Source organism: Sulfitobacter sp. EE-36 (assembly GCF_000152605.1).
In the GTDB taxonomy this organism is placed as follows: domain Bacteria; phylum Pseudomonadota; class Alphaproteobacteria; order Rhodobacterales; family Rhodobacteraceae; genus Sulfitobacter; species Sulfitobacter pontiacus.
Genome location: NZ_CH959310.1, coordinates 757,659 through 769,742, shown reverse-complemented (window position 1 = coordinate 769,742; position 12,084 = coordinate 757,659). Strand labels below are relative to the sequence as shown.

Here is a 12,084-nt window from a genome sequence, read left to right as displayed (position 1 = left end):
CCCGACGGCGCGCGTTGGGAAAGCATCGCTTTCTGCGCGGCCTCAGGCGGTGGCGATTTCCGGCAGGTCGGGGCGTGGGTAGGCCGCGAGCAGGGCAGCAACCCTTTGATGCGCGACCAGACCGGCCCAATCATCGCGGATCAGCGGACGCGGCAGCGCGGGGTGCTTCAGCGCAAGGCGGCGCCAATTATGCACGATCAGGCAGCGCAGGGTCGCAATTTGCAACGGCGTTAGCGTGTCGGCACCAGCAAGATCGCGCGCGACATGGTGCAAGGCGTCTGACAACTGCGCATAGCTTTCGGCAAGGGAGGCAGGCTCTAGCTGGCGTTTCATCCAGTCGGGGGCAGCCTGACCGGGCAGCGTGGCCGCGTCTTTCGGCACAGGCAGGCTGGCATCCCCGACATATAGGCGCGGCATCAACGTGGTGAATCCCGCCTTTTCCAGCGGGCCGGTCTCGGCGTCATCTGTCACGACCATTTGCCAGTGCTCCGCCAGATCGTCAGGCGTGGCGTAGATCCGGCCACTGGCCGCCTGACTTTGGGCGCGGCCTTGGGGTGTCAGGCTGTGATGGCTGATCCGCCCGTGTTTCTCGGAGGCGATCCATTTGTCCTTGCGCAAACGATGCAGGGCCACGCGCGCGGCCTCGGGGCGGACGTCCATCGCCGACATGATCGCCGACAGCACCGGCCCGCCGATGATCTGCCCTTCCTGTCGGGCCAGATCACCAAAGAGACTGATCATAAGGGACCAGACGCGCTGGCCGCCAAGGTCTTTCAGTGGGGCGATCGCAAGGTCAAAGTCGTCAATAGGCATTCATCGTCAGCAATTCATACTCGGCCACGGCGGCATCATCCTGATTGGTCAGGGTCACGTGCCAGCGTACCTCACCGTATTCGTCATTGCGAGGCGTCTTTGCCTTGACGCTGAGCCGGACCTTGATGCTGTCGCCCGCCTGCACCGGTGCCATAAAGCGCAGGTTGTCCAGCCCGGTATTCGCAAGCACAGGGCCGGGGTCAGGCTGCACGAACAGCCCTGCGGCAAAGCTCAGCAGCAGATAGCCATGGGCAACACGGCCCGGAAAGAACGGGTTCGCCTTGGCGGCGGCGTCATCCATATGCGCGTAAAACGTATCACCGGTGAAATGGGCGAACGTCTCGATATCCTCCAGCGACACGGTGCGGCTGGCAGAATTGAAAGTCTCGCCCAGATCCAGCGCGCCAAAGCGGCGGGTGAACGGGTGGTCGCGGTCCGAAATCTCGGTCGCGCCGGGCACCCATTGCTTGCCCATGGCGGTCAGAATATCGGGGCTGCCCTGAATGGCGGTGCGCTGCATATAGTGCATGACGCCGCGCACGCCGCCCAGTTCCTCGCCGCCGCCTGCACGCCCCGGTCCCCCGTGGACCATATGGGGCAGGGGGGCACCGTGACCCGTCGCCTCGGCCATCGAGTCGCGGTTGTTGAAATAGAGCCGCCCGTGAAACGCGCCTGCGCCCATCACCATGTCGCGTGCGGTCTCGCCGTCGCGGGTGATGATGGAGGCGACCAGCGACCCTTTGCCCTTGTTCAGTAGCGCGATGGCGTGATCGGTGTCGCGGTAGGGCATGATGGTGGACACAGGGCCAAAAGCCTCGGTGTCGTGCACATGCGTGGCGGCATCGGGATCGGCGCAGTGGAACAGCATCGGCGGGACAAAGGCACCTTTCTGCGCATCCGCCCCCTCGACCGCAAAGGCATCGGGGTCACCAAAGACACGCGCTGCCTCTGTCCCGATCAGGGCGGCTTTCTCCAGCACGTCGCGGCGCTGCGATTGCGAAACAAGCGCGCCCATTTTCGTGCCTTCAAGACGGGGATCGCCGATGGTGACTTTGGTCAGCCGGTCCGACAGCGTGGCGATCAGCGCATCGACATGGGGTTGCGGTACCATGATCCGGCGGATGGCGGTACATTTCTGCCCCGCCTTGGCCGTCATCTCGCGCTGGACCTCTTTCACAAACAGATCAAATTCGGGCGTGCCGGGGCCCGCATCAGACCCTAACACAGAGGCATTGAGGCTATCCTGTTCGGACGCGAACCGGACAGAGCGTTCGACCAACACAGGGTTGCTGCGCAGTTTCAGCGCGGTTTCGGCAGAGCCGGTAAAGCTAACGACATCCTGACAATCGAGGTGGTCCAGCATATCGCCCAAGCCCCCCGTCACCAACTGTATCGCGCCGTCTGGCAGAATACCGGATTGGATCATCAGGCGGAAACAGGCCTCGGTCACCTGACAGGTGGCGGTGGCGGGTTTGACGATGGCAGGCACCCCGGCCAGCAGCGTCGGGGCGAGCTTTTCCAACATGCCCCAAACGGGGAAGTTGAAAGCGTTGATATGCACTGCAACGCCCTGCAGCGGTGTGCAGATGTGGCGGCCCATGAACTGACCCGCGCGGCCCAGCTGTTCGACGGGACCGTCAAGATAGACCTGATCATCCGGCATTTCGCGGCGACCCTTGGCGGCGTAGACCTGCATCGTGCCGATCCCGCCATCCACGTCGATCATGTGGTCAGCCTGCGTGCCACCTGTGTCGAACGACAGCTCGTACAGGCTCTGTTTATGGTCATTGAGGTAGAGCGCGACGGCCTTGAGCATCCGGGCACGGTCGTGAAAGGTCAGCTTGCGTAGGGCAGGGCCGCCGATGTCACGGGCATAGGCCAGCATCGTCTGAACCTGCAGCGCGTCATTGCCGGCTTGGGCGATCACATCGCCGGTGATCGCACTTGCGATGTTGCGTGCACCGGCACCGGGGTTGATCCATTGTCCGGCGGCAAAGCTTTGGATATCGCGCATATTGGGCCCCTTAGTGATGGTCGTAGTCAATGAAAAGCGTGTCGCTCAGCGGATAGCTTTGGCAGCTCAGCCGGTATCCCCGTTCAACTTCGTAGTCCTCCAGCGCGTGGTTCGACAGCATCTCGACCTCGCCTTCGGTGACCTTGCACATGCAGGTCGAACAAACGCCCGCCTTGCAGGCAAAGGGCGCATCAAGGTTATTCTCTAGCGCGGCATCCAGCACCGACTGCCCCTTAGCCATAGTAAAGCTGTGCTGCGCGCCGTCGATTTTCACGGTCACCTGCGTTTGCGCCTGACCTTCGCTGCGCTTGGCCATTTCCTGTTTCGCCAGACGGCCCTGTTGGCTTTCGCTGAACAGTTCGAACTTGATCTGTTCAGGCTCTAACCCGTGGGTTTTCAGGGCATCCGCGATGGCCAACATCATCGGCTCCGGCCCGCAGATAAAGGCCATGTCCATGTCCGACACGTCGATCCAGGTCTTGAACAACTCGGCGCATTTATTCTGGTCTACACGGCCGGTGAACAGGTCGATGTCCTGCCCGCTTTCCAGCATGTGAATGACGCTCAACCGGCCCATATAGCGGTTCTTGAGATCCTCCAGCTCTTCGCGGAACATGATCGTGTTCACAGCGCGGTTGGCATAGACCAGCGTAAAGGTCGATTTGGGCTCGCGTTTCAGCACCGTCTTGAGGATCGACAATACGGGCGTGATCCCCGACCCGCCGGCAAAGCCAAGGTAATTCCGCGCGCGATCAGGCTCTAACCCGGCGGAAAACGTGCCTTGAGGGGGCATGGCATGCAGCGTATCCCCGACCTTCAATACCTCGTTCGCAAAGGTAGAGAAGGCACCGCCATCGACCCGCTTGATCCCCACTTGCAGCACGCCGTCATCCAGACCGGCGCAAATGGAATAGTTGCGGCGCAGCTCGGTCCCGTCGAAATCCTGTTTGAATGTCAGATACTGACCCTGCTTGAAGGCAAACGCCTTTGGGTCTTCGGGTTGCAGGGTCAAGACCACCGCGTCGCGGATGGTGCGTTGAATATCAGTCACTAATAAGGGGAGGAATTGGCTCATGGGTCAGATACACTTAAAATAATCGAAGGGTTCCAGACAGTCGGTGCAGCGCCATTGCGCCTTGCAGGGGGTCGATCCGAACTGGCTGATCTTTTCCAGATGCGTCGATTGGCAACGGGGGCAGCGTTCGGGGCCACCTGCGGGTTGGGGCGGGGCGATGCCGTAGCTTTCCAGCTTGGCGCGGCCCGCGTCGGTCATCCAGTCAGAGGTCCAGGCAGGCGAAAGTTGCCGCTTTAGAGCCAGTTTTTCGATCCCGTGCCCGCGCAATGCCGTTTCGATATCAAGGTTGATGATCGTCGTGGCAGGGCAGCCGGAGTAGGTCGGCGTCACCGTGACCTCTAGCGTGTCATCGTGCCATTGCACATCGCGGATGATCCCCAGATCGGTCAGCGAGATTACCGGAATCTCGGGGTCCGGCACGGCGTGGAGCCAGCCCCAAACAGTCTCTAACGAAGGCTTTTCGACTACCATGTCGCATCCGGGTAGGCGCGTTGCAGCCATTGCATCTGCGTCAGCATATGCCCCAGATGTTCCGAATGGCGTTTACCGGATTTGCCGCCGCGATGGCCGAAATCGCTTTCGGGCCGTGTCAGCGTGGCGGCGGTGAAGACATCGTTCACCAAAGTATCATAGGCGGCGCGTAGGGACGCAGGATCGGGCGCGATGCCTGCTGCGACCAAAGCCTCGTCCACAGCGTCCGCGACGAACATTTCCCCGACATAGGGCCACAACAGGTCCAACGCGTTCTGCATGCGGCGGTGGCTTTCCTCGGTGCCGTCGCCAAGGCCGATCACCGTGTCTGTCGCGCGCTCCAGATGATAGGTCACCTCTTTGCTCGACTTTTCCGCGATGGCGGCGATCTGTGCATCGCTGCTTTCCATCAGGGCGGTCAGCTGCGACAGGTGCCATGCGTCAAACAGGAACTGGCGCATGATCGTCTGGCCGAAATCGCCGTTGGGCTGTTCGACCAACAACAGATTGCGGAAATCCCAGACGTCACGGTGAAAGGCCAGCCGATCCGCATCGCGACCCGCGTCTTCGACCTTACCCGCCAGATCCAGCCAAAGTGTGGTTTGGCCGATCAGATCCAGCGCGGTATTCGCCAGCGCGATGTCTTCCTCCAGCACGGGGGCGTGGCCGCACCATTCCGAGACGCGGTGTCCCAGAACAAGGGTGTTATCCCCCATCCGGCATAGAAATTCGAACAAATCGCCTTTGTTAGGGTCTATATTTGCCGTGCTCACATCGCCCCCACTTCGTCTGGAATGTCAAAGAAGGTGGGGTGGCGGTAGACTTTGTCGTTGGCAGGCTCGTACAGCGGGCCTTTTTCCTCGGGCGAGGAGGCGGCGATATGGGCGGCCTCGACGACCCAGATGCTCACGCCTTCGTTGCGGCGCGTATAGACATCGCGGGCATTCTTGATCGCCATTTCGGCGTCAGCGGCGTGAAGCGACCCGACGTGGCGATGGCTCAGCCCGTGCTGACCGCGAATGAAAATCTCGAACAGGGGCCATTCATCGGCGCGCGCCTTGCCGTGGTCGACCGCTTGGGTGCCGGGGTAGGGTTTTGCTTCTGGGCTGCTCATCTTGCTTACTCCGCTGCCAGTTTCGCGGCGCGTTTCTTCGCCGCATGTGCCATCAAACCGTCCCGCACCCACGCGCCGTCGTCCCACGCCTTGTTGCGCGCGGCGAGCCGTTCGGTATTGCAGGGGCCATTGCCCTTGAGCACGTCAAAGAATTCGTCCCAATCGGGCTGGGTAAAGTCGTAATGCCCGCGTTCCTCGTTCCACTTCAGATCGGGGTCGGGAACGGTGAGGCCCAGATATTCGGCCTGCGGGACGCATTCATCGACGAACTTCTGACGCAGCTCGTCGTTGGAGTTCATCTTGATCTTCCACGCCATCGATTGCGTCGAATGGACAGAGTTTTCGTCCGACGGGCCAAACATCATCAGCGCGGGGCCCCAGAAGCGGTTCAGCGCGTCCTGCGCCATCTTGCGCTGCGCGTCTGAGCCCTTCGCCATCTTCATCATGATGTCGTAGCCCTGGCGCTGGTGGAACGATTCCTCTTTGCAGATACGCACCATCGCGCGGGCATAGGGACCGTAGGATGTGCGTTGCAACGGCACCTGATTCATGATCGCGGCCCCATCGACCAGCCAGCCGACAGCCCCCATATCGGCCCATGTTAGGGTCGGATAATTGAAGATAGAGCTGTATTTCATTTTGCCCGACAGAAGGTCGCGGGTCAGCTGGTCACGGCTGACCCCCAGTGTTTCGGCAGCGCAATAGAGATACAGACCGTGGCCTGCCTCGTCCTGCACCTTGGCGAGCAGGATCGCTTTGCGCTCCAGCGTCGGGGCGCGGGTGATCCAGTTGCCTTCTGGCAACTGGCCCACGATTTCCGAATGCGCGTGCTGGCCGATCTGCCGGATCAGGTTCTTGCGATACCCTTCCGGCATCCAGTCTTTCGGTTCGATCTTGCCGCCCGCATTTATCCGTTCCTGAAAGGCGCGTTCCTGCGGATCCATCTCTTCGAGAGATTTGACACCTTGGCCGGTGGATTTGATCATCTGTGCATACATCGTTCAGATCCTTTCAGGGGGATAATTGCGTTAAGCGCGTTCGAGGATGATGGCGACGCCTTGGCCGACGCCGACACACATGGTGCACAGCGCATAGCGGCCGCCTGTACGTTTCAACTGCAGGGCTGCGGTCATGACCAGACGGGCACCTGACATCCCCAACGGGTGACCGATGGCAATCGCGCCGCCGTTGGCATTCACATGAGGCGCATCATCCGCCACGCCAAGCGCGCGCAATGTGGCGATCCCTTGCGAAGCGAATGCTTCGTTCAGTTCGATCACATCCATCTGGTCGATGGTCAGACCTGCGCGGGCCAGAACTTTCTGGCTGGCAGGAACAGGGCCGATGCCCATGACGCGCGGTTCGACACCGGCGGCAGAGATACCGACAACGCGTGCAATCGGGGTCAGCCCGTGCTGCGACGCCGCCGCCTCAGAGGCCATCAGCATCGCCGCCGCGCCGTCGTTGACGCCAGAGGCATTGCCCGCGGTCACGGTCAGGTCGGGGCCGTTGATCGGGCGCAGCTTGGTCAGCGCTTCAATCGTGGTGCCGGGGCGCGGGTGTTCGTCGCGGTCAAAGACAATCGGGTCGCCCTTGCGCTGCGGGATCGACACGGGGGAGATCTCGTCGGCGAAAACACCGGCCTTGTCCGCCGCTTCCCAGCGGTCCTGACTGCGCTTGGCAAAGGCGTCCTGATCTTCGCGGCTGATATCATAATCCGTAGCCACGTTATCGCCGGTTTCAGGCATGGATTCGACGCCGTATTGCGCCTTCATCTTGGGGTTCACAAAGCGCCAGCCAATGGTGGTATCATAGACAGCGTTGTTGCGCGAGAAGGCGGTTTCCGCCTTGGGCATCACGAAAGGCGCGCGGGTCATGCTTTCGACACCGCCGGCAATCGCCAGATCCATGTCGCCGGCCTTGATCGCACGGGCCGCGACGCCGACCGCATCCATGCCAGAGGCACACAGACGGTTGATCGTTGCACCGGGCACATCGACCGGCAGGCCGGCCAGCAGAGCCGCCATACGGGCCACGTTACGGTTGTCTTCGCCAGCCTGGTTGGCACAGCCAAAGATCACGTCATCGATTTTGGACCAATCCAGATCAGGATTGCGGGCCATCAGTGCGGCAATCGGTGCCGCTGCCAGATCATCGGCGCGGACCGATGACAATGCGCCGCCAAAGCGGCCGATGGGTGTGCGCTGCGCGTCACAAATAAAAGCGTCCATGAAAGTCTCCCTTGGTTGACGAGCGTAGGGATAGTCGCGATTCGACGCAACTTAAATGTTACCTGACATTTTTCAGTTTGTATATTTTGTAACATAAGGGTGGGCGGGGTAACGTGCAAGGAGGTCTGTTCGGGCCGCTTGGGCAAAGCGCGCAACCTTCCCCCGCAGGAGCGCTGGAACAGGGGTGGAAACCCCGTTAAAACAATGCGCAAGATGCGCCCCAGACTGATTTGACCCGAACGGACCTGACCCATGCATAGTGTGACCCTTCTAACCTCTCCTCAACGCCCGCAGCTTGAGGCGTCGCTGGTCGATGCCGTGCGCAACGCATGGGGCGGCGGGGATGCGGTCTGGCTTGCTCCGGACGAAGCGGCGGGCTTTGACATGAAGCGGATGCCGGGCAATCGCTGGGATGTCTGGGCCGAATGTCAGGGGATGGGGGTCGATCTGGTGATCACCCCGTCGGAAGGCCGCCGCAAGAAGATGCTGCTGGCGGACATGGACAGCACCATGATCCAGCAGGAGTGTATCGACGAGCTGGCAGATGAAGCCGGGGTCGGGGACCGCGTCAAAGATATCACCGCCCGCGCCATGAACGGAGAGCTTGATTTCAACGCCGCCCTGCGCGAACGGGTTGGTCTGTTAAAAGGGTTGGACGAGGCGGTGATCACCCGCGTGCTGGCCGAACGGATCACCCATATGCCCGGCGGCAAGACCCTGATTGCCACGATGAAGGCAAATGGTGCCTATGCGGCGCTTGTGTCGGGCGGTTTCACGGCATTCACCGCCGCCGTGGCAGAGGCGCTTGGCTTTGACGAGAACCGCGCGAATACGCTGATCGCATCGGATGGCGTGCTGACGGGCGACGTCGGCGTGCCGATCCTGGGCAAACAGGCCAAGGTCGATGCGCTGGAACAGATCACCGCGCGGCTGGGGCTGTCAGAGGACGACGTGATTGCCGTGGGCGACGGGGCAAACGATCTGGGCATGCTGGCGCGCGCGGGCATGGGCGTGGCGCTGCACGCCAAGCCCGCCGTGGCGGCGGAATGTGACGTGCGGATCAACTTTGGCGACCTGACGGCGCTGCTTTATGTGCAGGGGTACGCCAAGGACGAATTCGTTATCTAGGCTCGCAAGCTGCATGGGGCGCTGCCCCATACCCCGGGATTTTTAACCATTTGGAAGCGGCGTTACGCAAAGCCAGCGGCAGGTTTGAGCGTGCCCGTAATGATGCCGCGCCGGTTTTCTATCGGGGCATTGCGGTATTTCAACGCTTCGGGGTGGTTCGGGTCGAGCGCGCCGAGCTTGACCAGGATCGAGGTGATCGCGCATTCGGCCGCGCGTTTGGTGCCACAGGCCGCCTTGAGAGCCACGCCGATGTTCTGATCCGGCAGGATCGCGATGAAGAACCCCTCGGCCCCGGTTTTGAGCGCGACCTTGCCGTTCATCGCGCGCATCAGATTGGTGCAGGCGCGGGTCTCGCCGGCGACAAGGTCGGGGTGCAGGCGCATGGCCTGATGCAGCCGCGCCTCGGCCGCCCCATCGGGAGCAGCGGCGAAATGCGCCATGGCGCGGGCCATACCATGTAGCGTGGTCGCGAAATTCGGGACAGAGCAGCCGTCGATCCCGAAGCCGGGCGAGGTGGTGCCGGTCACACGCTCGAACGCCTCGAGACAGGCGCGTTGCACGGGGTGGTCCGGCTTTTCGTAATCCGCACTGCCGCCCATATGGGTGTTTACGGTCAGGAACCCTGCGTGTTTGCCGGAACATTCATGGTGGATCTGGCAAGGCTGCGTGCCGGAACACACCAGCGCATTGCGCGCGGCCTCGTCACCGGGAAGTGCCGTGCCGCAGCGAAAGGCGCTGTCGTCCATCCCCAACGTCTTGAGCCAGTCAGAGATGATGCCCACATGCAGATGCGCCGCCTGATGGGACGCGCAGGCCAGCGCCAGATGTTGGGGCCCAAGGCCATAGGCATCGGCGGCACCGGACTGGATCAGGGGCAGCGCCTGGATCATCTTGGCAGAGGAGCGCGGCAGGATCACCGTGTCGGGATCGCCCCAAGCCTGCAGTATCTGACCGCTGCTGTCACAGACCACCGCATGGCCCGAATGCACGCTTTCCAGAAACGGACCACGCCAGATTTCAGCAAAGGGGGCTGCTTGGGTCATGAATTATCCTTTTCGTTGGCGAATTCCTGCCAATCAGGGTTTCGTGTGTCGCCTGTTTGCCGTTATTATGCTTGTTGACGAGAGAAATACAGTTCCTTTGATCAAGAGCGCCTCCCGAAGGGCTGCCATTGGGGAATTGTTGTGATGTTGAGGTTAATGGCGGCTGGAGGCCCAGGTAGATGATGAACTTTAGGACGATTGGTTTTGCGGCGGCGCTGGCGGGTCTGAGCGCAGGCAGCGTTTTCGCGCAAGCGCAAAGCACGAACCGCGTGGCAGCAGAGACGGACTGGAGCGTATTCGTCGAAGACAACCCGACCGAATGCTGGGGCGTGTCCACGCCGAAAGAATCCGTAAACTCCCGTGATGGTCGCGTTGTGGCGGTGAACCGTGGCCAGACCCTGCTGATGGTCTTTTACCGTCCAAGCGCGGGGGCCAAGGGGCAGGTGGCCTTTACCGGCGGCTATCCCTTTGCTTCGGGGTCGACGGTCAACATGAACATCGGCGGCACCACGTTCGAGCTGTTCACCGAAGGCGAATGGGCCTGGCCTGCGACCACCGAGGACGACAACAAGATCATCGCCGCGATGAAACGTGGCGCGGATGCCAAGCTTACGGGCCGTTCTGGGCGTGGGACGCAGACCGAGGACACGTTCTCGCTTCTGGGGTTTACGGCTGCGGTTGAAGATGCGGCCAAACGCTGCGGCGGCTAGGTTTTCCCGCCTGAACTGATCGCAAAGCCCTGCCATTGGCGGGGCTTTTTCACACCAAGGGTTTGGTCGATAAAGCGGCCATGACGGGCGAAGCTATGCACTCAGCCCGGCCCAGCAATGCGGCGTTTCCTTTTGATTTAGGGAAAAATCCCTATATAGAGCGCTCAAACCCCTGCACACCGGAGAATCCCCATGTCTGCGACCGCGCCGATTACTCAAGATGTCATGACCATTCCGCGTAAGCAGGCGGAGGGGCCGGTTAACCTTGTCGGGTTGACCCGTGATGCCATGCGCGCCGCGTTGATCGCGGAAGGCACGCCGGAGAAACAGGCGAAGATGCGTGTGGGGCAGATCTGGCAGTGGATCTATCAATGGGGCACCCGCGATTTTGCCGATATGACCAACCTGTCGAAAGCCTTCCGTGCCGAACTGGCCGAGAAGTTCGTGATCGAGGTGCCCGAGGTCGTGACCAAGCAGGTGTCCGAAGACGGCACGCGCAAATATCTGGTGCGCATCGCGGGCGGCCATGAGGTCGAGGTGGTGTATATCCCCGAAGAGGGGCGCGGCACCTTGTGCGTCAGCTCTCAGGTCGGCTGCACGCTGACCTGTTCCTTCTGTCATACCGGCACGCAAAAGCTGGTGCGCAACCTGACCGCGGCCGAGATTATCGGGCAGGTGATGGTGGCGCGGGATGATCTGGGCGAATGGCCCGTGCCCGGTACGCTGACCGATGCGCCGCGGCTGTTGTCCAACATCGTGCTGATGGGCATGGGCGAACCGCTGTATAACTTTGAAAACGTGCGCGACGCGATGAAGATCGCGATGGACCCCGAGGGGATCCAGCTGTCGCGCCGCCGGATCACCTTGTCGACCTCCGGTGTTGTGCCAGAGATCGCGCGCACCGCCGAAGAGATTGGCTGCCAGCTGGCTGTATCTTTCCACGCCACCACGGACGAGGTGCGCAACAAGTTGGTGCCGATCAACAAACGCTGGAATATCGCCGAGCTGATCAAGGCGCTGCGGGCCTATCCCAAGGTCAGCAACTCCGAACGGATCACGTTTGAATATGTAATGCTGGATGGTGTGAACGATTCAGACGCTGATGCGCATCGTCTGATTGAATTGATCCGCGGTATCCCCGCCAAGATCAACCTGATCCCGTTCAACGAATGGCCCGGCGCGCCGTATAAGCGGTCGTCGAACAACCGCATTCGCGCGTTCTCCGAGATCGTGTATCAGGCAGGCTACGCCTCGCCCGTGCGTAAACCGCGGGGTGAAGATATCATGGCGGCCTGCGGTCAGTTGAAATCGGCGACAGAGCGTGAACGCAAGTCCCGTAAGCAGATCGAGGCTGACGCGGGGATGTAACCGCCCTTAATTCAACGTGAAATCCACGATGCAGCCGTCCCGATTGGGGCGGCTGTTTTTGTTTGAAGGCGTTTGATTGTGGCGGGGTCACCCTGAAATGACCTTGGGCCCGCCACA

General features: G+C 61.3%; 12 protein-coding genes. 3 read left to right on the top strand and 9 right to left on the bottom strand.

The features are described 5' to 3' along the window. Positions 1-42 precede the first annotated feature (42 nt). From EE36_RS06350 to pcaF, 8 genes are read right to left on the bottom strand one after another with little or no spacing between them, the layout of a single operon-like run. A complete protein-coding gene (locus EE36_RS06350; RefSeq protein ID WP_005850558.1) occupies positions 43-813 on the bottom strand; it encodes a PaaX family transcriptional regulator C-terminal domain-containing protein in 771 nt (256 codons plus the stop codon). After that, positions 803-2,827, bottom strand: coding sequence for a phenylacetic acid degradation bifunctional protein PaaZ (paaZ, locus tag EE36_RS06345; protein ID WP_005850557.1), 2,025 nt, complete (start codon positions 2,825-2,827; stop codon positions 803-805). The genes EE36_RS06350 and paaZ overlap by 11 nt, the downstream gene beginning before the upstream one ends. A 10-nt stretch (positions 2,828-2,837) precedes the next feature. Beyond that, positions 2,838-3,902: a 2Fe-2S iron-sulfur cluster-binding protein gene (locus EE36_RS06340; RefSeq protein WP_005850556.1), complete on the bottom strand. Its 1,065-nt coding sequence runs from the start codon at positions 3,900-3,902 to the stop codon at positions 2,838-2,840. A gap of 3 nt (positions 3,903-3,905) precedes the next feature. Beyond that, positions 3,906-4,373, bottom strand: a complete 468-nt coding sequence (paaD, locus tag EE36_RS06335; protein WP_037965539.1) for a 1,2-phenylacetyl-CoA epoxidase subunit PaaD — start codon at positions 4,371-4,373, stop codon at positions 3,906-3,908. Further along, positions 4,367-5,089, bottom strand: coding sequence for a 1,2-phenylacetyl-CoA epoxidase subunit PaaC (paaC, locus tag EE36_RS06330; protein WP_005850552.1), 723 nt, complete (start codon positions 5,087-5,089; stop codon positions 4,367-4,369). The genes paaD and paaC overlap by 7 nt, the downstream gene beginning before the upstream one ends. Before the next feature lie 53 nt (positions 5,090-5,142). After that, positions 5,143-5,487: a 1,2-phenylacetyl-CoA epoxidase subunit PaaB gene (gene paaB, locus EE36_RS06325; RefSeq protein WP_005850550.1), complete on the bottom strand. Its 345-nt coding sequence runs from the start codon at positions 5,485-5,487 to the stop codon at positions 5,143-5,145. 5 nt (positions 5,488-5,492) lie between these two features. Further along, positions 5,493-6,485, bottom strand: coding sequence for a 1,2-phenylacetyl-CoA epoxidase subunit PaaA (gene paaA, locus EE36_RS06320; RefSeq protein WP_005850548.1), 993 nt, complete (start codon positions 6,483-6,485; stop codon positions 5,493-5,495). 30 nt (positions 6,486-6,515) lie between these two features. Beyond that, positions 6,516-7,718, bottom strand: coding sequence for a 3-oxoadipyl-CoA thiolase (pcaF, locus tag EE36_RS06315; protein WP_005850547.1), 1,203 nt, complete (start codon positions 7,716-7,718; stop codon positions 6,516-6,518). 252 nt (positions 7,719-7,970) lie between these two features. Here pcaF and serB point away from each other — a divergent pair, with 252 nt between their 5' ends. After that, positions 7,971-8,846: a phosphoserine phosphatase SerB gene (gene serB, locus EE36_RS06310; protein ID WP_005850546.1), complete on the top strand. Its 876-nt coding sequence runs from the start codon at positions 7,971-7,973 to the stop codon at positions 8,844-8,846. A 62-nt stretch (positions 8,847-8,908) separates the two neighbouring features. Here serB and EE36_RS06305 read toward each other — a convergent pair whose 3' ends face one another. Then, a complete protein-coding gene (locus tag EE36_RS06305; RefSeq protein WP_005850545.1) occupies positions 8,909-9,889 on the bottom strand; it encodes an asparaginase in 981 nt (326 codons plus the stop codon). A 179-nt stretch (positions 9,890-10,068) separates the two neighbouring features. Here EE36_RS06305 and EE36_RS06300 point away from each other — a divergent pair, with 179 nt between their 5' ends. Together EE36_RS06300 and rlmN are read left to right on the top strand one after the other, a co-directional pair. Next, positions 10,069-10,599, top strand: coding sequence for an invasion associated locus B family protein (locus EE36_RS06300; RefSeq protein WP_005850544.1), 531 nt, complete (start codon positions 10,069-10,071; stop codon positions 10,597-10,599). Positions 10,600-10,791: 192 nt separating this feature from the next. Then, complete coding sequence (gene rlmN / locus EE36_RS06295; protein WP_005850542.1) at positions 10,792-11,967, top strand: 23S rRNA (adenine(2503)-C(2))-methyltransferase RlmN; 1,176 nt, start codon at positions 10,792-10,794, stop codon at positions 11,965-11,967. Positions 11,968-12,084: the final 117 nt, after the last annotated feature.